Origin of the sequence: Tsukamurella soli (assembly GCF_039541155.1) — a bacterium.
GTDB lineage: Bacteria > Actinomycetota > Actinomycetes > Mycobacteriales > Mycobacteriaceae > Tsukamurella > Tsukamurella soli.
Map to the genome: position 1 here is coordinate 1 of NZ_BAABFR010000014.1, position 19,697 is coordinate 19,697.

Annotated in this window: 21 protein-coding genes; 9 read left to right on the forward strand and 12 right to left on the reverse strand. The window is 70.9% G+C overall.

The annotated features are described in order from the left end of the window. Positions 1–659: 659 nt before the first annotated feature. Entirely contained in the window at positions 660–2,144 is a 1,485-nt protein-coding gene (locus tag ABD908_RS06395) for a flavin-containing monooxygenase (RefSeq protein WP_344992547.1), read from the reverse strand. After that, a complete protein-coding gene (gene cofG / locus ABD908_RS06400; protein ID WP_344992550.1) occupies positions 2,141–4,504 on the reverse strand; it encodes a 7,8-didemethyl-8-hydroxy-5-deazariboflavin synthase CofG in 2,364 nt (787 codons plus the stop codon). The genes ABD908_RS06395 and cofG overlap by 4 nt, the downstream gene beginning before the upstream one ends. A gap of 233 nt (positions 4,505–4,737) precedes the next feature. Here cofG and ABD908_RS06405 point away from each other — a divergent pair, with 233 nt between their 5' ends. Then, the gene (locus tag ABD908_RS06405) at positions 4,738–5,550 is read left to right on the forward strand and encodes a class I SAM-dependent methyltransferase (RefSeq protein ID WP_385923064.1); all 813 of its coding nucleotides are present in this window, start codon (positions 4,738–4,740) and stop codon (positions 5,548–5,550) included. A gap of 44 nt (positions 5,551–5,594) precedes the next feature. On the opposite strand, the gene ABD908_RS06410 is transcribed toward ABD908_RS06405, so the two are convergent. Both ABD908_RS06410 and ABD908_RS06415 read right to left on the reverse strand, forming a co-directional pair. Beyond that, complete coding sequence (locus ABD908_RS06410) at positions 5,595–5,840, reverse strand: hypothetical protein (protein WP_344992553.1); 246 nt, start codon at positions 5,838–5,840, stop codon at positions 5,595–5,597. A 5-nt stretch (positions 5,841–5,845) separates the two neighbouring features. Further along, positions 5,846–7,072, reverse strand: a complete 1,227-nt coding sequence (locus tag ABD908_RS06415; RefSeq protein WP_344992555.1) for an MFS transporter — start codon at positions 7,070–7,072, stop codon at positions 5,846–5,848. 53 nt (positions 7,073–7,125) lie between these two features. On the opposite strand from ABD908_RS06415, the gene ABD908_RS06420 reads away from it, so the two are divergent. Beyond that, positions 7,126–8,337: an ROK family protein gene (locus ABD908_RS06420; RefSeq protein ID WP_344992558.1), complete on the forward strand. Its 1,212-nt coding sequence runs from the start codon at positions 7,126–7,128 to the stop codon at positions 8,335–8,337. 6 nt (positions 8,338–8,343) lie between these two features. On the opposite strand, the gene ABD908_RS06425 is transcribed toward ABD908_RS06420, so the two are convergent. Both ABD908_RS06425 and ABD908_RS06430 read right to left on the reverse strand, forming a co-directional pair. After that, entirely contained in the window at positions 8,344–8,682 is a 339-nt protein-coding gene (locus ABD908_RS06425; RefSeq protein ID WP_344992561.1) for a DUF1801 domain-containing protein, read from the reverse strand. Between the two features lie 32 nt (positions 8,683–8,714). Continuing rightward, on the reverse strand, positions 8,715–9,605 hold the full coding sequence (locus ABD908_RS06430; protein WP_344992563.1) for a DNA-3-methyladenine glycosylase family protein: 891 nt from the start codon (positions 9,603–9,605) through the stop codon (positions 8,715–8,717). Between the two features lie 134 nt (positions 9,606–9,739). Between ABD908_RS06430 and ABD908_RS06435 the strand changes: the two genes are divergently transcribed. Then, positions 9,740–9,916: a hypothetical protein gene (locus ABD908_RS06435; protein ID WP_344992565.1), complete on the forward strand. Its 177-nt coding sequence runs from the start codon at positions 9,740–9,742 to the stop codon at positions 9,914–9,916. 18 nt (positions 9,917–9,934) lie between these two features. Here ABD908_RS06435 and ABD908_RS06440 read toward each other — a convergent pair whose 3' ends face one another. Next, positions 9,935–11,146: an alpha/beta hydrolase family protein gene (locus ABD908_RS06440; RefSeq protein ID WP_344992568.1), complete on the reverse strand. Its 1,212-nt coding sequence runs from the start codon at positions 11,144–11,146 to the stop codon at positions 9,935–9,937. Positions 11,147–11,261: 115 nt separating this feature from the next. On the opposite strand from ABD908_RS06440, the gene ABD908_RS06445 reads away from it, so the two are divergent. Continuing rightward, the gene (locus tag ABD908_RS06445) at positions 11,262–11,867 is read left to right on the forward strand and encodes a TetR/AcrR family transcriptional regulator (protein WP_344992570.1); all 606 of its coding nucleotides are present in this window, start codon (positions 11,262–11,264) and stop codon (positions 11,865–11,867) included. A gap of 33 nt (positions 11,868–11,900) precedes the next feature. Here the strand turns inward: ABD908_RS06445 and ABD908_RS06450 are convergent, their stop codons facing one another. Continuing rightward, entirely contained in the window at positions 11,901–12,776 is an 876-nt protein-coding gene (locus tag ABD908_RS06450) for a helix-turn-helix domain-containing protein (RefSeq protein ID WP_344992573.1), read from the reverse strand. 181 nt (positions 12,777–12,957) lie between these two features. On the opposite strand from ABD908_RS06450, the gene ABD908_RS06455 reads away from it, so the two are divergent. Together ABD908_RS06455 and ABD908_RS06460 are read left to right on the forward strand one after the other, a co-directional pair. Then, positions 12,958–13,995, forward strand: coding sequence for a zinc-binding dehydrogenase (locus ABD908_RS06455; RefSeq protein WP_344992576.1), 1,038 nt, complete (start codon positions 12,958–12,960; stop codon positions 13,993–13,995). Between the two features lie 50 nt (positions 13,996–14,045). Continuing rightward, positions 14,046–14,465 (forward strand): (R)-mandelonitrile lyase, encoded by a 420-nt coding sequence (locus ABD908_RS06460; RefSeq protein WP_344992579.1) that lies wholly within the window; start codon positions 14,046–14,048, stop codon positions 14,463–14,465. 36 nt (positions 14,466–14,501) lie between these two features. Here ABD908_RS06460 and ABD908_RS06465 read toward each other — a convergent pair whose 3' ends face one another. Beyond that, positions 14,502–15,173: a TetR/AcrR family transcriptional regulator gene (locus ABD908_RS06465; RefSeq protein WP_344992582.1), complete on the reverse strand. Its 672-nt coding sequence runs from the start codon at positions 15,171–15,173 to the stop codon at positions 14,502–14,504. 118 nt (positions 15,174–15,291) lie between these two features. On the opposite strand from ABD908_RS06465, the gene ABD908_RS06470 reads away from it, so the two are divergent. Further along, positions 15,292–16,134 carry a class I SAM-dependent methyltransferase gene (locus ABD908_RS06470; protein ID WP_344992585.1) on the forward strand — a complete coding sequence of 281 codons (843 nt, stop codon included), beginning with the start codon at positions 15,292–15,294 and terminating at the stop codon, positions 16,132–16,134. Here ABD908_RS06470 and ABD908_RS06475 read toward each other — a convergent pair. Both ABD908_RS06475 and ABD908_RS06480 read right to left on the reverse strand, forming a co-directional pair. Then, the gene (locus tag ABD908_RS06475) at positions 16,110–17,648 is read right to left on the reverse strand and encodes an adenylate/guanylate cyclase domain-containing protein (protein WP_344992588.1); all 1,539 of its coding nucleotides are present in this window, start codon (positions 17,646–17,648) and stop codon (positions 16,110–16,112) included. The genes ABD908_RS06470 and ABD908_RS06475 overlap by 25 nt on opposite strands. Positions 17,649–17,777: 129 nt before the next feature. Beyond that, the gene (locus ABD908_RS06480; protein ID WP_344992591.1) at positions 17,778–18,023 is read right to left on the reverse strand and encodes a hypothetical protein; all 246 of its coding nucleotides are present in this window, start codon (positions 18,021–18,023) and stop codon (positions 17,778–17,780) included. A gap of 122 nt (positions 18,024–18,145) precedes the next feature. Between ABD908_RS06480 and ABD908_RS06485 the strand changes: the two genes are divergently transcribed. Continuing rightward, entirely contained in the window at positions 18,146–18,316 is a 171-nt protein-coding gene (locus ABD908_RS06485) for a zinc-binding dehydrogenase (protein ID WP_344992594.1), read from the forward strand. Continuing rightward, entirely contained in the window at positions 18,313–18,996 is a 684-nt protein-coding gene (locus tag ABD908_RS06490) for an alpha/beta fold hydrolase (protein WP_344992597.1), read from the forward strand. The genes ABD908_RS06485 and ABD908_RS06490 overlap by 4 nt, the downstream gene beginning before the upstream one ends. 451 nt (positions 18,997–19,447) lie before the next feature. Here the strand turns inward: ABD908_RS06490 and ABD908_RS06495 are convergent, their stop codons facing one another. Continuing rightward, positions 19,448–19,690 (reverse strand): hypothetical protein, encoded by a 243-nt coding sequence (locus ABD908_RS06495; protein ID WP_425584346.1) that lies wholly within the window; start codon positions 19,688–19,690, stop codon positions 19,448–19,450. Between the last annotated feature and the right edge of the window lie 7 nt (positions 19,691–19,697).

Genomic DNA, 19,697 nt, shown 5'->3' on the forward strand with positions numbered 1-19,697 from the left:
TTCTGTGAGCCAAGGAGTTGGGACTAGTGGTTGTCTTCCTAAGACCGCTTGGCCTCCGACTTCGACGACGATGCCGTCCGCCACCCGTCCGGCCCGGCGGGCGGTGACCGGGCCGCCGGCCCAGATCTGCACGGGCGGGGCGTCACCGTCGGCCCACAACCGGCTGCCCTCGAGCCGGAAGTGCGGGCCGGCGTGCCGCACGTCGGCGCCGCGCCGGACGGTGCCGAGCAGCTTGCGGATCACCTCGTGCGCCTCGAACAGCCGCTCCGCGCGCTCCGCCGCCTCGGGCCAGTAGGCGCCCACCACGTGCTCGTCGATCGCGTCGCCGGAGGACAGCAGCAGGCGATGGCGGCCCGGGTGCAGCGATGCAGCGGTCGCGGCGGCCTGCGCCACCGACGCCGGGTGCGTGCGGTAGCCGGGGACGGCGGATACCGCGACCCAGCCGGCGGTCCGCTCCCCCAGCGCGCCGGCGACCGTCCATACGTGGGACGCGTGCCCGTGCGCGGGCAGCCACGGCTGGAACCGGTCGGCCACCACCACCCCGTCGAAGCCGTGCTCGCCCGCCGCCGTGGCGAGTTCCACCGCCTCTCGGGGGGAGAACTGCTCGAGCGACGACACGAAGCCGATCTCTGCCATGCCCGTGACGGTACCGGCCTGGCTCAGACGGGGACGCGGGCGCCGATCTCAGCGGGATCGGCGTCGCACGGGCCGAGCCCGCACGGAGCGGGTTCGAACGGCCGCGGGTCGAAGGTGCCGTTGACCCGTCGGAACAGCCCGGCACGCTCGGGCCACAGCAGGGTGAGCCGGTGGGAGTCCTCGTCGAGGTACCAGCTGGCGCAGCCGCCGCGCTTCCAGACGGTGCGATCGGCGAGCTCGTCGATGAGGGCGGTGTACGCCGCCTCAGCCGCCGCCGTCACCTCGAGCGGGCGTAGCCCGGCGGCGATGTACTCCAGAGCGCCTAGGACGTAGTCGATCTGGGCCTCGATCACCTCGAAGGCCGAGTGGTGGCCCAGCGCGGAGTTGGGCCCGTCCAGAACGAACATGTTGGGGAACCCGCTCACGACCGTGGACGCGTGACTGGTCATCCCGTGCGCCCAGTGCTGCGCGAGGGTCTCGCCGCGGCCCGTCACGAGCCGCGCGAACGGCGGCCTCGTGGTCTCGAATCCGGTGGCGAACACCAGGACGTCCACCGCGTGCCGGGCCCCGGAGGCCGCGACGGCAGCGCCCGGCTCGACCGCCGCCAGCTCGGTCGGCTCCAGCGTCACGTGCGGCAGTTGCAGCGCGGGGAGGTAGTCGTCGCTGAACACCGCACGCTTGCAACCGATCGCGTAGTCGGGGGTCAGGCGGGCCCGCAGCCCGGGGTCGGCGACCTGGCGGTGCAGATGCTCGCGGGCGCGGGCCTCGAGCGCCGCCGCGGGCCGGGAGTCGGCGATGCGGGCGGCGAACAGCTGTTCCGCCTCCGCGCTCAGCGCCGCGCGGGTCGGACGAGGCTCCTCCGCCTCGTAGGCGCGGTCGCCGCGGGGCAGGACCCAGGCGGGGGTGCGCTGGAACACGACCACCGACGCCGCCTCGCGGGCCACTTCAGGAACGATCTGCACGGCGCTGGCGCCGGTGCCCACGACACCCACGCGGAGCCCGGCGAGCGAGCCGGCGCGCCAGCGCGCGGAGTGGAAGGCGTTGCCCACGAACGTGTCCAACCCGGGAACGACGGGGATCCGGGGCTCGCTGAGCCGCCCGGCCGCCAGCACGAGGGCTCGGGCGGCGAGCCCACCCGAGCCGGTCTCGAGCCGCCAGCACCGTGCGTCGGCGTCCCACCGGGCACCGTCGAGGGGCGTGTCCAGCCGCAGGTGCGGCCGGAGGCCCTCGTCGCGCGCCGCGGCGCGGAGATACTCGTGCAGCTCACCGCCGGTGGCGAAGCGCCGCGCCCAGTCGGCCTTCGGCAGGAACGAGTACTCGTACAGGTGGCTCGGGATATCGCATGCCACACCGGGATACACGTTGTCCCGCCACGTGCCGCCCACATCGTCGGCGCGCTCGAGGATCACGAAGTCGTCGCGACCGGCGCGCGCCAGCCGGATCCCCATGCCGAGCCCGGCGATTCCCGCGCCGACGATCACGACGTCGTGGATCCGATTACTGCTCATGGGATCTCGCCGTACACGGTGGTGCGCTGCCGCACCGGCCGGCCCAGCCCGTCGGCCAGCGCAGTCACGTCGTCGACGGTGAGCTGCCGCCCCTGCTCGGGACCCGCGTGCGGATCGAGCGCGCCGTCCAGCAGGACACCACCGAGATCGTCGGCGCCGCCGGCCAATACGAGCTGCGCGGCCCGCAACCCCAGCTTGGTCCACGCGGCCTGGATGTGATCGATCCGACCCGCAAGCATCATCCGCGCCACGGCGTGCACCGCCCGCGACTCCCGCAGACTCGGACCGGGACGGGCCCCCGGCACCGGCAGGGGCGACTCGATCGGCAGCCACGGCATGGGGATGAACTCGGTGAATCCGCCTGTCTCGTCCTGGATCCGGGCCAGGCGCCGGAGGTGGGCCACCTGCTGGGCGGCGGTCTCGACATGCCCGTAGACCATCGTGGCCGTCGAGCGCAGCCCCGCGGCGTGGGCCGCGCGGATGGACCGCTCCCAGTCGTCGGCGGGGATGTCCGTGCCCGCGGTGAGCCTGCCCCGGACCTCGTCGTCGAGGATCCGCGCCGCGGTGCCGGGGACGGTGTCGACGCCGGCCGCCCGCAGCCGCTCCAGCCACCGCTCCACCGGGACGCCCGCGCACCCGGCACCGTCGAGCACCTCCGCCGGGCGGAACGCGTGCAGGTGGATCGCGGAACCAGCCGCGGCCGCACCGGCTTTCACGGCCCGCGCGAACTCGAGGTAGCCGCCGTCGGGCGCCGGGCCCTGCGCGCACACCTCGGTCGCGCCGAGCGCGACGGCCTCGGCCACCAGCTCGCCGATCCGCTCCGCGGACAGCCCCAGTGTGGGGTCGAGGTTACGGTTCACGGCGTAGGTGACGGTGTCGCCGACCCGCGCGGACCGCACCCGATCCGCCAGCCCCGCAAGTGATTCCAGGTCGTCACCCGCGGCGTGTAGGAGCGCGACGTACTCGGCGTCGGTGAGCCCCGCGGGGTCCTGCTCGGCGCGCCGCAGCACCGATTCGAGGTACGCGTCGCGCCGAGCCAGCCCGTAGTCGTCGGCGAGCGCCAGCAGGCGCGAGGCTAGCCGGTCGTCGAACCAGTCCGTGCCGTGCGCACCCCGCCCGTCGACCGCGCCGCGGGCCGCGCGGAGGTAGTGCGGATGCGCCGTGAGCCGCTCGCGCAGGACGTACCCGCCGAGCGCGGTGAGGCGGGCCAGCTCCTCGATCTGCGGCCACGGCCGTTCGGGGTTGACGTGGTCGGGCGTGAGCGGGCTGACACCGCCCCAGTCGTCGATGCCGGCACGGATCAGCAGCGACAGCTCGGCGGCGTCGGTCAGGTTGGGCGGCGCCTGTACGCGCATGCCCGGCCCGAGCAGCAGGCGGGTGACGGCGACGGCGGCCGCATACTCCTGGGTCTCGAGATCGACGACCCCACGCATGGCGGTCGCGGGCTTCGCGCGGAAGTTCTGGACGATCACCTCCTGGATGTGGCCGTGGCGGTCGTGTGCGGCGCGCAGCGCGAGTACTGCGTCGACGCGGTCGGCGTAGGTCTCGCCGATGCCGAGCAGCACGCCGGTGGTGAACGGTATCCGGGAGCGACCGGCGTCCTCGATCGTGCGCAACCGCACGGCGGGGTCCTTGTCCGGCGAGCCGTAGTGTGCCTCGCCCCTGGTCTCCCAGATCCGGGTGGACGTGGTCTCGAGCATCATGCCCATGGACGGGCCGATGGGGCGCAGGCGCTGCAGCTCGGCCCAGCTCATGACGCCCGGGTTGAGATGCGGCAGCAGGCCGGTCTCGTCCAGGATCCGGCGGCCGACGGCGGCGACGTAGTCGAGCGTCGAGGCGTAGCCGTGCTCGTCGAGCCACGCGCGGGCCTCGGGCCAGCGGTCCTCGGGCCGGTCACCGAGGGTGAGCAGGGCCTCCTTGCAGCCGAGCTCGGCGCCGGCGCGCGCGACGGCCAGCACCTCGTCCTCGGTCATGTACATGCCCCGCCCGGCGCGGGCGAGCTTGCCGGGGGTCTGCACGAAGATGCAGTAGTGGCAGCGGTCGCGGCACAGGTGGGTGAGCGGGATGAAGACCTTGCGGGAGTAGGTGATGACCGCGGGGCGCCCCGCCGCACGCAGGCCCCGGTCGCGGACGGTGCCGGCAGCCGCGAGCAGGCGTTCCAGGTCGTCGCCGCGGGCGGTCAGCAGCAGCTCGGCGTCGGCGCGCGACGGCGCCCGGTACGGCTCATGCCCGGCGTCGCTACCGCCTACGACGTCGCCGAGCCGGTCCAGCGCCGCATCCAATCCGGCGGGTCGCTCCGACACGGCCGCCCGGGTCGGCGCGGCACTGAGCGTGAGGTCGATCGATGTGGGGACGGCCATGGATCTCCCGGTACCTGCCGCTGGTGCGGCGCGCTGGTCCGCGGGCATGGTTCACCCCGCAGGCTGACGGTGCCGGTCCCGCGCCCGCCAATCCCGGCCGACGCGTCCCGGCGGCCCAGGACCGGGCCGAATGAGAACACTCCCGTCCGAGTGTAGCCACCGTCGCCTGCGGGCCGGGATGCGCGCGGGCCGGCACCGTCGACGGCCGGGCCCCGCGGACCTACAGTGGGCACGTGTCCGCGTCCTCACCTGAGCCTCCTCGGCCGCCCGAACTGCACCGCGCCCGGGCGATGGCGGAGTCCTTCGGCACCGATGCAGCGGCCTACGACACGGCCCGCCCCGGCTACCCGGTCGCCCTCATCGCACGTGTCGTGCACGGACTGCCGGACCGGGAGGTGCTCGACGTCGGCTGCGGGACGGGGATCGCCGCTCGGCAGCTCCAGGCCGCCGGGTGCGCCGTCCTCGGTGTCGAACCGGATCCGCGGATGGCCGCATTCGCTCGGTCCCGTGGGATTCCGACCGAGGTGGCCACCTTCGAGGAGTGGGAACCGGCCGGACGGACGTTCGACGCGGTGACGGCGGCGCAGTCGTGGCACTGGGTGGATCCCGAGATCGGCGCGGCCAAGGCGGCGCGTGTGCTGCGTCCGGGTGGTCGGCTGGCGGTGTTCGGCCACGTCTTCGAGCCACCCGCCGAGGTAGCCGAGCCCTTCGCCGTCGCGTATCGGACCGCGGTGCCCGACTCCCCGTTCAGGGGCCCCGCGCGCCGTCCAGTCGAGGCGTACCGGCGTCTGTACGACGATGTCGCGGACCGGATCCGCGGGACCGGTGCGTTCGACGAGCCGCAGTCCTGGCGATTCGACTGGGAGCGGCGGTACACGCGCGACGAGTGGCTCGCGCTGCTGCCCACCACGGGCGGCCTCACCCGCCTGGCCCGCGGACTCCTGCAGGGGATCCTGGACGCGGTGGGCGCCGCGATCGACAGCCTGGGCGGTGGATTCACGATGGAGTACACCACGCTGGGCACCGCCGCGGTCCGCGTCGGCTGACGCCTCGGGCGCCGTCCCCGCCCGGCGCGCGACTCGCGCGCCGATCAGCTCGAGTGGCGGATGAGATACTCCGCGACGGCCTTTCGCACGAGCTCGGACGGGGTCGTCCCCTCGGAGCGGGCGGTGTCGACGAGGCGGCAGTCCATGTCGGTCGGCAGGCGGAATGTGCGGACGGGGCTCTGCCCCCGGCGCTCGCCACCTGCCGGCCGGCCGATCTCCAGGTGCGCTGCGAGCGCCGCCGAACGCTCCGCCCCGGGGTCTCCAGCGGTCCTCCGGATCGCTCGCGCCATCTGCCTCACCCCTCCCGCACGCGCGACTCGTCGCGGCGTGCATCTCCTTCCAGCGCACCGGAGAACGCGCGCCGCGCCGCGGCCGCCACGCCCGATCCGGTCAGTACCAGGACGGCTCCGACCAGCGTCAGATGCGCTACGGCGGAACCGGACCGCAGGATCGACCCGCCGATCAGGGCGCCGGCGGCGATACCGAGATTGGACGTCGCGTTGATCCACGCTCCGGCCAGCTCCGGCGCGCCCGACGCCGCCCGCCCCGCTGCGGCCTGAAACATCGACGGTGTACCGCCGAACGCTCCGCTCCACGCCGCGACGGCGATCACGGTCCCGACGAGCCAGCGATGCGCGACCCCGACACCGAGGATCGACACGGCGAGCGCCATGAGCACGACGAGCACGGTGGCCCGCATCCGGCGGTCGATCCACCGGCCCGTGCACCACAGCCCGACCAGCCCGCACACTCCGCACACCATCAGCAATGGGCCGATCGCCGCCTGCCGGGCACCTGCGGTGACCAGGACGACGCTCACATAGGTGTACACCGTGTAGTGCCCTACGAAGGTCAACATGTTCGACGACGCCACGAGCCCGAGATCGACACGACCCGTGCGACTCTCGGCCCGCTCGCTCGGTCCCCCGCTCCCCACGGGGGGCAGGAGGCGCGTGATCCCGACGATCGCGAGCGCCAGCACCACGGCCAGGACCAGGAACGACGCGCGCCATCCGACCGCCGCCCCGAGCACCGTCGACAGCGGTACACCGAGGACGAATCCCGCTGTGGAGCCGCCCGCGACGATCGCCAATCCCCGTCCCACCTGCCCCGGCTCCACCAGCCGGAAGACGTACCCGATCGCCACCGCGAAGAACAGCGCGTGCGCCAGCCCGCCCACTGCGCGTCCGACGGCCACCATCGCGAACGTCGGTGCCACGGAGATCAATACATTGCTCGCCACGTAGGTGCTCACCGTCGCCAGGATCAGCGGCTTGCGCGGCAGCCGGCGGGTTGCGATCGCGAGCGGGACGGAGAAGGCTGCGACCATCCCGGCGAACGCGGTCACGAGCAGCCCGGTGGTCGACGGGGCGACGCCGAACGTCGCGCCGATCGACGGCAGCAGGCCGACCGGCAGCATCTCGGTCGTCACCGCGAGACAGGTGGCGAGCGACAGCGACAGCAGGCCGACCACATTGTCGCGGACACCGGACCGGGTGGCTCCGGTCGGCGTGGTCAGCATGGGCGAAAATATACTCGTATATCGAGTTTATTGGAAGTGGGATCATCGGCACCGTGGCGCGTCAGTCAGGAGATTCACAGCAGAGCCCGGCAGCGTCGGCGCGCGCACTCACCGCGGCCAGGCTGGTCGAGTTGGTTCGCGAGCGGCCGGGGATAACCCGGACGGCGGCGGCCGCGGGGCTCGGGATCCGCAGCGGGGCGGCGACGGAGCTGCTCGCTCGCCTCCGCGAGGGCGACGTCGTGGACGAGACCCCCGCCCCCGCCCAGGGCCGAGGCCGACCCACCACGATCCTGCGGCCACACCCACGCGGGCCGCTGGTGATCGCAGCGGAGCTGACCGTTACCGGCTGGCGGGTGGGACACGCGGACATCGGCGGCGAGCCGGTGATCGACGCGCAGGCGACACGTCTGCAGGGAGACCCCGAGCGGGTCCTCGGCGACATGGCCGACGCCATTCGGGAGATCCACGCGCACCACGCCGACCGCGTCCGGGCGGTATCGCTGTCGGTGGCGGGGACCATCAGTGACGACCGTCTGGTGCAGTTCAGCTCCCGTGGGTGGCGGGACGTCGACCTGTCGCGGCTCACGGCCCAGCTGCCCACCGACGTCGATCTGCCCGTGCTGGTCGGCAACGACGCGACCCTGGCCGGGCTCGCCGAGGCGCGGACGGGCTCGGCACGCGGGGTAGGCACGGTGCTCCACCTGATGGTCGGGGCCGGCATCGGCGGCGCGCTGATCGTAGGCGGCGTGCCCGCGATGGGCGCGCACGGCGGCGCCGGCGAGTACGGGCACGTTCCGTTCGGGGACCGCACGCGGCTGTGCCCGTGCGGCGCGTACGGCTGTTGGGGCCTCACCGTCGACGGTCTGGCGCTCGCTGCGCTCCTCGGCGAGCGGCCTCCGCGGAACCCCATCACCTACACCCGCCGGGTGATCACCCGAGCGCGTCGGACGGGCTTCGACGACGTGGCCCGGCGCGCCTTCGACACCGTCGGCGCCTCGCTGGGCAGCGGTATCGCCGGGCTGGTCAACATCCACGATCCGGACATGGTCACGCTGGGCGGGCTCGCGACGCCGCTGCGCGACGCGGCCGTCACCGCCTTCGACGAGGCGTACCTCGCCGGCCTGATGGCGTTCCGCAAGCAGGCGCCGCCGCCGGTGGTCGACGGTGTCCACGGCGAGGACGGACCGCTGCGCGGCGCCGCGATCCGCGGCATCGACCACATCACGACCGCCGACGCTCTGGCGCTCTGGATCGAACGACGGTGACTGCCCCTACCCGCGGTTGAGGTCGGCCGCCTGACGGATCAGCGCGACGAACGCGTCACCGTCGAGCTCGTCGGACTCGTGGATGTCGATGGCGCGCCGCGTGCCCGCGCCGAGGCTGGCGTTGAACAGACCGGCCGGGTCGTCGAGCGATGCGCCCTTGGCGAACGTGACCTTGATCTTGTCCTTGTAGGTCTCAAGGGTGCAGATCAGCCCGGACAGCGAGAACGTCGGTACGCCATCAGGATTCGACGGCTTGCGCCACTTGCTCTCCTCGACCACGTCGGGCTCGGCCCGGGTGATCAGCGACCGCACCGTGGCCGCCCGCTGTTCCCGCCAATCGCTCATGGCCGCCACGCTACACAGGCGCCGCCGCAGGCTCAGTGCGGATCGGTGGTCGCCGAGGGCCCCGGGCCGGCCATCTCATGCGTGCGCTGCTCGCGCAGCGCGCGCAGGTGCACCGCCGCCCAGGTCCGGAACGGCCGCCACGCCTCGGCTACCTCGTCGAGAGTCTGCGCCGCACCGTATCTCTCCTCGATCTCGGCGTCGAGGCGACGCTCGTTGTGCGGCAGCGCATCCGGGGCGTTCGCGCCGCGCAGCACCACGAGTTCGGCGGCGAACGGGCCGATCCCCTTGATCGTCTGCAGCTCACGCACAGCCACCTGCGGGTCGGCGGCATTGAGCGTCGCACCGTCGAGCCGGCCGTCCAGCGCGGCGTCGGCAACCGCGTGCAGGTACTCCGTCTTCCGCCCGGGCAGGTCGAGATCGAGGGTGAGTAGCCGGGCGGGCGCGGGGAACGCGCCCTGGTCGCCGTGGTCGCGCACGAGCGCCGCTCGCAGCTTCGCGGCGTGAACGACCCGCAGTCGCTGGGACAGCACCGCCCAGGCCGCGGCCTCGTACGGGGAGTGGAAACCGCACGGGCGCAGTCCCGGAAGTCGGGCCTGGGCGTCGGCGATCACGGGGTCCCGCCGTCCGACCTCGGGCCACCGGGTCGCGTCGACATCGAGCGAGAGGAAGCGCGCGACCTGCGCCGCGGCGGCGTCGAGGTCGCCGTCGCCCTCGACGGTGACGATCGCGGTCTGCCCGTCCTGGGTCACCTCGGCCGCGGCCGCCGTCCAATCCGCGTCGACGCGGAAGACGGTGCGCAACGTGCCGGCGGCGTCTCCGATGCTCGCCTGGAGAGCCGCGGGCGTGAAGCCCTCCCAGAACACGCGGCTGGTGGCGAGGGACCAGGGACCGCGGACTCGCGTATGGACGGTGTGCCGAGCCATCGGTGGCGCCTCTCGGGTCGGGTCCGGTCGTTACCAGGTATACGCCGCATACCGGCTCGGCGTGGATACTCCGAGCAGCGGCGGTGGTGCGCAGATCGCGAGCGTACGAGTGGCCGCGGGCGTACAACGGACTCATGGGACGGCAGGCACCGATCGTACTGACCGTGATCGCAATGGTGGCGGTCATCGTGGGTGTCGACTTCCTGGTGTTCCGGCACCACTTCTGGCCGCGACTGATGGTGAACGTGGGGATCGTCCTCGTGTTCGGCGCGTTCTATCTGCGCTACATCAGCCCCACGAAGGGCGCTTAGCCGGCCGTAGTCGCCGAGTCAGGACCGCTTCGACGCCGAGACGTCGTCCAGCCAGTCGAACATCACCTGGTGGGAGTAGCCGGTGGCGCCGACATGACAGTGCTCGCCGGCCCCGTCGTACTCCGTCAATGTGACAACCGTGCTGGGAGCGGCGCTCATCGCCGCTTGTAGACGTTCCGGCTGTCCGCGGAAGAAGGCGTCGTTCTCGGCGTCCATGACCAGGGTCGGCGCCTGGATCCGGTCCGCGACGCCCTCGAGGGTGTAATCGGCGACCTTGCGCAGGTACTCGGCCGGCGTGGCGGCGCCGAGGACCCACAGGCCGTTGTCGATGCCCCAGCGCACCTGGGTGTTGCCGGCGGCGATTCGACCGATAGCGTCATTGAACTCTGCGTCACGCCCGCCATGGAGAGCCGCGAGTAGGGCCGGGGGGATCTTCGTCTCGTAGGCCGCGCTGAAGCTGAGGAAACCGTCGTCGAGGATCACGGCGTGCACCCGATGATCGAATGCCGCCGCGCGAGCGACCAGGTAGGCGCCGAGGCTGTAGCCGAAGAGCGTGATCTCATCCGCCTTGATCTCGGGGCGCGTCAGAGCGAAGTCGATGACCGGGTGGATGACGTTCTCCCAGTCGTGGCGGAAGACGAGACCCTGCTCCCGGATGACCTCCCCCTGGCCCGGACCGTCGAACGCGAGCACGTTGTAGCCCCGGCGTAGTGCACCGGCGCCGACGGCGAACCACGACTCCTCCAGTGTCGAGTCGAAGCCGTTGTTGTAGACCACGGTCGGCCGGGCCACGCGGTCACCGTCGACCAGGAACAGGTAGCCCGGCAGGGTCGTGTCACCGTAGGGGATCGCGACCCGCTCCACTGGAGCGTCGAAGAACGCGACCGCGGCGGCGAACGTCTCGCGGGAGAGCCTCGAGAGCTCCTCGACCACCGGATCGTTGCCCGGGTCCGCACGCCGGAAGAACTCCGATGTCCGGTAGTAGTTGGACGCCCGCAGGTACGCCTCGCGGGCACTGACGCGGTGACCGGCGCCGCGGGCACCGTCGGCGATGCCGTGAACGCGTCGCGCGAGTGCACTCCACTCGTTCAGCCAGCTCTCCTCGTCGCCATCCGTCACGCGGCCCGCGAGTGCGATCACCTCTCCGAGCTGCGCTCCGCCGTACTCACTGAAACCGGTGGTCCGCAGGGTCTCGAAGGAGAACGCCTCGTCGTCGAACAGGAACTTCATGAGCTACGCACCCTTCAATGAAACGATTTCGTCGCTACGCATACGTTTCGACCTAATTCAGCGTAGGTCGCCTAACGTCGATACGCAAGCGTTGCGACGCAGTAGGATCTCCGACATGGCCCAGACCCGAGCCGGCGGACGGCGTCCCGCAGGCGCCGCAGTGCCGAGTGAGCGCGTGACGGAGGCGATCCGCACGGCGACCTTCGCGTTGTTGGCCGAGGTCGGCTTCGGTCGGCTGTCGATCGAAGCAGTGGCGGAGCGTGCCGGGGTGAGCAAGACGGCGATCTACCGCCGCTGGTCCTCGAAGCAGGAACTCGTCGTCGGTCTGGTCACGCCCGTGGCGATGACCGGCCTGACCGTGCCCGACACCGGTGCATTCGTCACCGACCTGGAGGCCTACCTCCGAGCGGGGCGCGACGTTCTGTCGCATCCACTGGTCGGCGTGATCGCACCGGACCTACTTGCCGAGGCCGCACGTAACCCGGAGCTGTCGCAGTCACTGGTGGAGGCCCTACGCGAGCCGCGCCGGGCGCAGGCAGCCGGCCTCCTCGACCGCGCGATCGATCGGGGCGAACTGCCGGCGGACACCGACGTCGACCTCGCTCTCGACCTGGTCGCCGGCCCCTTGTACTGGCGGCTCGCCGTCACCCACAGCGAGGTGAGCGACGACTACCTTCAGCGGCTCGTCACGGCGCTGACCAGGGCATTCGATGCGCGTTGAGCACCGCGTCGGCGAACCGGAGCGGCAACCGCGTCAGTCGCGTTGCACCGCGACCTCCGCGAGGCTCTCGGTAGCCGCCCAGCTGCCCAGCAGATCGAGGGCGTCGGCGGTGGGAGTACCGGTCGGGGCGGTGTAGACGAGCAGCGTCAGCCCGGGATGGGAGGGAAACTCCATCGCCTCGAAATCCAATTCGAGGTTCCCGACGATCGGGTGGTGGAGCTTCTTCTGCCCCGCGCGATGGAACCTGACGTTGTGGGCGGCCCAGCGTCGACGGAACTCCTCGCTGCGCGTCGACAGCTCCCCGATCAGTTCGATGAGTTGCCTGTCGTGCGGGTTGCGTCCGGCCTCGGACCGGAGCATGGCCGCGATATCGTCGGCGGCGCGTTCCCAATCGGTGTAGAAGTCGTGCGCCGCAGGGTCGAGGAAGACGAACCGCGCGTTGCTGGCAGGACGCCGCGGGTCTGCCAGCACGGGGGCGTACAGGGCGCGGGCCATGCGGTTCGCAGCGAGCATGTCGTGGCGCGCGTTTCGCACCCACGCCGGTGAGGTGATCGCGTCCAGGACCTGTTGGATCCCCGCGGTGACGCCGACCGGTTTCGTTCTGCGCTTGCCAGCCGGGGTGGGTTGGGCGGCGCGAGCGAGATCGAACAGATGGCTCCGCTCCGCCTCGTCGAGGTGCAGGGCGGTGGCCACGCCTTCCAAGACGGCATCGGAGGCCCCGGACAGGTGTCCACGCTCCATCCGGACGTAGTAGTCGATGCTGACACCCGCGAGCAGCGCGACCTCCTCCCGGCGCAGGCCCTTGACCCGCCGATTACCACCACCGTAGGCGGGCAGGCCCGCCTGGGCGGGGGTGATGCGCTCGCGGCGTGAGCGCAGGAACTCGCGCACCTGGTCTCGGTTGTTCATGCCTCCACCGTAGGTCTGCGCCCGGGTACGAGGGAGGTACCGGCGGTACCCGGAAGACCAGGCACTCCCGCATGCGGTGAGTAGGGCATTGACTGGATGACGCGCACTCACCGCCACGCGGCACGGGCCCCTGCGCTCGAATCCCGCCGAAATGACCATGAACCACGAGGAGGAAGACCCCTTGCGAGCAACCTTCATGTACGGCGCCGGTGACGTCCGCGTCACCGAAGTCCCCGACCCCGCCATCGTCGACCCGACCGATGCGATCGTGCGCGTCGTGCGGGCATGCATCTGCGGATCCGATCTGCACCCTTACCACTCGTTGCCCGACACACCGACGGGCAGCTCGATGGGCCACGAATGCGTCGGCGTCGTCGAGGACATCGGCGCCGAGGTCACCACCATCGAGAAGGGCGATCTGGTGATCACGCCGTTCGCCTGGTCCGACGGCACGTGCGAGTTCTGCCGTGCAGGCCTGCAGACCTCCTGCCGCCACGGCGGATTCTGGAATGCGGGCGATGTCGCCGGAATGCAGGCCGAGGCCCTGCGGGTACCGCTCGCCGACGGCACCCTCGTCGCCGTCCCGGTCGACGAGAACTCGCCGCTCATCCCGTCGCTGCTGACGCTCTCCGACGTGTACGGGACCGGATACCACGCCGCGATCAAAGCCGGGGTCGGCCCGCACACGACGGTCACCGTCATCGGTGACGGCGCCGTCGGACTCATGGCGGTGCTCTCCGCCAAGCAACTCGGCGCCGAGCGCATCATCCTGATGGGCCGCCACACCGACCGGACCGACCTCGGACGCGACTACGGCGCCACCGACGTCGTCACCGAACGGTCGGACGAGGGCATCGCGCGGGTCCGCGACCTGACCGGCGGAGACGGCACCCACGTCGTCATCGAGGCCGTCGGGCATATGCCCGCCTACGAACAGGCAGTCGGCACCGTCCGCGCCGGGGGCGTGATCAGCCGCGTAGGCGTCCCGCAGTACGAGGAGGCCCCCATCGGGTTCGGCAGCCTCTTCGGCCCGAACATCACCCTCACCGGTGGTCCCGCGCCCGCCCGCGCATACATCGACACCCTGCTGCCGCGCGTGCTCTCCGGCGACGTCGACCCCGGCCGAGTATTCGATGCGGAAGTGCCCTTGGCCGACGTCGCACGCGGGTACCAGGCGATGGATTCCCGTAGTGCGTTGAAAGTCCTTGTCACACCATAAGTTCCATATCACCCTGAACACAGATCACCCCGAACACAGGAGGAGTACCGATGAACCTGACTCCCGTCACCCCGACCGCCAAGGGCCCTGCCGACCGCTTCACCGGCGACGTGTACGTCACTCCGATCGCGGCCCCCGCCGCGCCGGCATACCTGTCGGCCGGCATCGTTCATTTCACCCCGGGCGCCCGCACCAACTGGCACGTGCACCCCAACGGGCAGACCCTGCACGTGCTCGAGGGGATCGCGCTCGTCGGCACCCGTGACGGCGACGTCATCGCAGCCCGCGCCGGCGAGACGGTGGATTGCGACCCGGGCGTAGAGCACTGGCACGGAGCCACCTCCCAGACTTTGGCCGTCCACGTCGCGGCGGTCGTCGCCAGCGCGTCCCACAGCGGCACGGATTGGAACGACGCCGTATCGGACGACGACTACGCCGGCGCGCAGAGCGCGGTGACCGAACAGCGCTGACCACCGGCGGGTATATGCCGTCAGGTCCTGATCCGTTCAGCCGGGTGGGCCGGACCGGTCACGGCGCTGGACGAGGGGAAGCTGGACGAGGGGAAGCTGGACGAGGGGAAGCTGGACGAGGGGAAGGAAGACCTGGTCGACGATGTCGTCGACCGCCTGCGGCGACGGTGGGCTGCGGCGCACGAGCAGTTCGTGGCGGAACAGGTCGACCGGTAGCGTAGCGACCCGCGCGGGGACGTCCGCCACGATCTCGCCTCGCGCGCGCGCCCGGTCGAGGATCGCGGCCATGACATCTGCCTGGATATGCAGCACATGCTCCTGGACGCGGGAGACCATCTCGGCGTCCGCGAAGAAGTCACCGAGCAGCCCGAAGACGGTTTCCGGCCCGAGCTCGGTCAGCCGCTGTGCCACGCGGGTCAACAACGCGCGCACATCCCCCCGCAGACTCCCGGTGTCCGGCGCCTCACCGGAGAGCATCGGGCGGTGCCGGCGCAACGCGGCGATCATCAACTCCGGCCGGTTGCGCCAGCGTCGATAGACCACCGCGCGACTCGTCCCGGCCCGCGCGGCGACGGCGTCGATGGTCACGGCGGCGTACCCCACCGCCGCCAACTCCTCCCACGCCGCGTCCAGCAGTGCCTGCTCCAGAACGGCGCCGCGGCGACGTGACCGACCGTCACCGCCCGCCTCTCCGGACCGAACCGACATCGACGACATCACCCTCCTTAAGAGACGCTTGTATCCTAACCCGTGTGGTGATTAGATACGTGTGTATCTAATTACCGGAGGCTGCACCAGCAGTGCCCGACCTCGGAGGGAGCCGGCCATGGCCGACAAGATCACCGCTCAGCTCGGCGGCGCCGAAGAGACCCTGTTCATCCCGCTCGCCGCTCGCGCCCGCGAGACGGGTAAGCGACACCCGCTCCTATCCGACCCGAGAGCGGTCGAGCTCGTGCAGTCGATCGACCTCCCGGTCGGCAAGTACGACCGCGGCCGGGGCTCGGTGGTCATGGTGCTGCGCACCGCGCTGTTCGACGCGTGGGTGCGCTCGTTTCTGGACACGCACCCGCACGGCACGGTCGTGGAGATCGGTACCGGACTCAACACCCGCTTCGACCGCGTCGACAACGGCACCGTGCACTGGTTCGACCTCGACCTCCCCGACACCATCGCACTACGCCGTCGGTTCTTCGCCGACACCGACCGCCGCCACAGCTTGGCCGCGTCCGTACTCGACGACGACTGGATGGACCGGGTCGCTACCAGTCCGGGGCCGTATCTCTTCGTGGCCGAGGCCGTGCTGGTCTATCTGCCCGAAGACGACGTGCGGCGCACGCTGACCCGGATCGCGCACCGCTTTCCCGACGCCGGCATCGCACTGGACACCTACAGCCGCCGCATGATGCGCATGCAGCACAATCGCGTCGAGGCGGCTGGTTTGGACGCTCGATGGGGATGGGCCTGCGACGATCCACGCGCCCTGGAATCACTCGGCCTGCGCCTTGTCGAGTCGACCACCATCGCTCGACCACCCCAGCCACTGCGCCGCCGACTCCCCCTCGGCTACCGGATCACACTGCCCCTCCTGCACCAGTTCCTACTGCGGATCGGCGCGTTCCGGGTGGCCCTGCTGCACACCCGGCCTCACCCTGATGGTCCGGGCGCGTAGAGCGCGACCGGTTCGGTCTTGCCCTTCAGCGGAAGCAGTGGCCTGGCAGCCATCGTGGCCTGACGGGGTGTAGGCAGCATGCGGTGAGTGTGTTCGCTCAGGAGCACCGTGTCACCGGTCTGTCGGGTCGCGGATTCGACGCGCGCGGCGACGTTCACCGCGTCGCCTATCACGGTGAAGTCGAATCGTCCTGCTCCGCCGATGTTTCCGACCACGACGGTGCCGGAGTTGAGACCGATACCGATCCTCGGTTCGTCGCCGGGGCGGGCGTCGACGGCCGCGGCGATGGCGAGCGCCGCACCCAGCGCACGCTCGGCGTGGTCGGGGTGGCGGTACGGGACGCCGAACACAGCGAGTAGCCCGTCGCCGACGAACTTGTCCACGTACCCGCCGTGCGCACGGATGATCGGGACGGCGGTGGCGAACAGCCGATTCAGCATGGCGACGACCTCGCGGGCCGGGTGGTGCTCGGTGTAGCCCGTGAAGCCTCGCACGTCGAGGAACATGGCGGTGATCTCGACCTCCTCGCCTGTGGCGAGCGAGTCGTCGCCGACCGCGAGGATGTGGTCGGCGACGGAGCGGTCGACGTAGGTGCCGAACGCGGTGCGGATACGTTCACGTTCGCGGAGCCCGGCGACCATGGCGTTGAAAGAGCGTGCCAGGGTGCCGATCTCGTCGGTAGCGGTGACCGGTACCCGCACGTCGACGTCCCCGCCGCTGACCCGGTCGGCTGCATCACGCAGGTCGGCTATCGGCTCCGTCACCGACCGGGTCACCAACAGCACGAGCGCGCCGGCGATGGTGACAGCGACCCCGATCGATACACCCGCACCGATCGCGACGGTCGCGATGGTGTGATCGCCGACGACCCCCGCGACTACGGTTCCGGCGATCACGGTGATTGCCGGTATTGCGAGGAAAAGCCTCTGCGCCAGCGTGATCCGCACCGCGACCGGGGTGTCGACGCTGCCCTCGCCGGTGACGCTGATATCGGCGAGAATCGGGCGCACCAGCTGCTCGACGAGCATGAACCGTAGTGCCAGCCAGTACAGCCAGAACAGGATCGCTCCGGGAACGAACAGCGGTAGCTCCCTCGCAGGAAGGCTCTGCAGCGCCACCATCGCGACGATCCACGCCGCGTTGAGCGCGGCGACGAACAAGGCCGTCCGGCGGCGGCCCAGCGTCGCGAACGGCACATCGGCGGCCGCCTGCCACGCTGTCGCAGCGGTCGCGGGGTCACGCGTGCGCAGCCACTGCTCGAGTGTGCGCAGGTGCGGGCCGACGGCGACGGTGGCGAAGACGATGTCGGTCACGCAGATGGCGAGCGCGAGCCCGGCCAGGATCAGCAGATCCGCGACCGTCAGGTCCGGCGCGAACAGTCGGGTCAGCAGCGGGCCGACGGCCGCGAACACGACGGCGACCCCCAGCTGGCCGAGCAGCATCGCGCGCCGCAGGAATCCGACCCCGTGCCGGGTGTAGGCCGCGGCGACGCCGCGCATGATCGGCGGATGCACGGGTCGATCATCCTCGCTCAGCGGGCTCTCCGATCGAGAAGGACGGGACGTCCCGCGGGCCGAACCCGAGGATGTCCGTGACGCGCACCCGGGCCGGGCCGGGCCGACGGGTGACGGCTTCCTCGCAAATCAGGTACGACCTGCGACAGGTGGCGACTGCCGGGCAGTCGGTGGTTCGGTGACGTCGTCGACGGCGGAGGCGTGGCGGTTGAGGAATTCCAGTTCTACCCGAAGAACGTCGGCATGGTCGATGCCGCCGAGGTAGACGTCGTAATGTCCACGGCGGCTGCGGTACAACTCGCCGCGCGGCGCGCGGGCGGCCATGCGAGTGGCCGGCTTGGTGGGGGCCATGGTGTCGGTGTCGGCGACCACCATGAGCAGCGGGCAGGGAATCCGGTGAGCTCTGCGGGCCGGACGGTGGCGAGCGATCTCGAGCCCTCGGCGCCCGGGTCAACATCGATGAGTTCCGACCCGGCCTCACTCCGCTGACCGGTCTGATGTCGGAGTATGCGTCCCTGGCCGCACAGGGAGCGTTCCGACTTCCGATCGCGAAGTCCTTCCCGTTCGAGCAGTGGCGCGACGCCGTCCAGCTCAGTCTGTCTGGGAATCCGCACGGCAAGGTCGTGCTGCTCCCCAGCCGGCTCGGCCGCGCAGAGGTGTCGGCATGACCCAGCTGTGGTCGGACACCCTCGAGGTCCGGCGAGCAACGCTGTCCTTCGACGTTCGAGAGGGACACGGCCCCACGGTCGTCGCGCTGCACGGCCTCGGCTCGTCGCGAGCGAACGATGTCGCCTCGGGGATCTTCGACTGGTCACCCGCGATCGGACACGGGCGTCGCCTGGTGCGCTATGACGCGCGCGGCCACGGCGACTCCGCCGTGAAGCACCCCGCGCCGGACGACTTCACCTGGCCCCGGCTCGCCGAAGACCTGCTCGACCTCCTCGACGTGGTCTCGCCGGAGGAACGAGTCGATGCCGTGGGCGTATCGATGGGCGTGGGCACGCTGCTCCACGCGGCCGTCCGCGCACCCGAACGCTTCCGCTGTCTCGCGTTGGTGCTCCCGCCCACCGCCTGGGCCACGCGCGTAGCCCAGCGCGAGATGTACCTGCAGATGGCTGGGCTGGTCGAAACACGAGGTGCGGCGGCACTCGCGGCCCTCATGACCATCCACCAACCGGTGCTGCTGCGCCCGTGGATCAACGACCCCGCACACCCGATCTCGACCGCTGAGCGTCTCGCCGACCTGCTCCCGAGCGCCGGCATCGACACCGTGGCCACAGCAGCGCAGGTGCGAGCGCTCACGGGCGAGGTCGCCACGTTCTTCGAAACACACGAATCCGAGGAGTAGGACGACGTCGACTTCGGCGGATACGGTGACCACCGAATACGCCGGACCCCGAGGCCACCTCGCCACCGATCAGAGGCCCTGGCCGAGTCCTCGTCAGATGAGGCGGTTCTTCGCCGGCCCGATCCTGCTCGACCGACTGCTCCACCGCTCTGTCGTCCTCAAACTCGACTCTGTCGTCCTCAAACTCGACGGCGACAGCTACCGCCTGCGAGATCACCACGCCCGCAACGAAACCCACCGAACAGCGATCGCACCCAGCCGACGCCCCTTATAACGGCGTCGCACCCAGGTGGGGAATTTCGATGAGCCTCATCGACTCGTCCAGACGGGTCTGTGAGCCACTGTGAGAGGTAACCCGTAGATCACTACGCGATGACCCACACGCCCCCAGATCGGGAGCGACACACCCCCGCTCGACGCAGGCTCGGGCCCTGCCGCGATTCCCACTACCTCAGGGGTGAATCGCCTGAGGTTTCGTGCCGTCCCTATACGGGTCGACACTCGAGTTCGCGGGTAGCGTAGCGGCCTCGGACTCGATAGGTGGGACGAGGCCGATGCTGTGGTGCAGGCGGTCGTCGTCGTACCAGCTCACCCAGCCGGCGGTGGCGTACTCGATGTCGGCGAGGGCGTTGTCGTACGCGTCGGCGACGGACCCGATCGACGCGACGTCTCCTGGAGCTGCGGGCGTTGCCACGATCCGC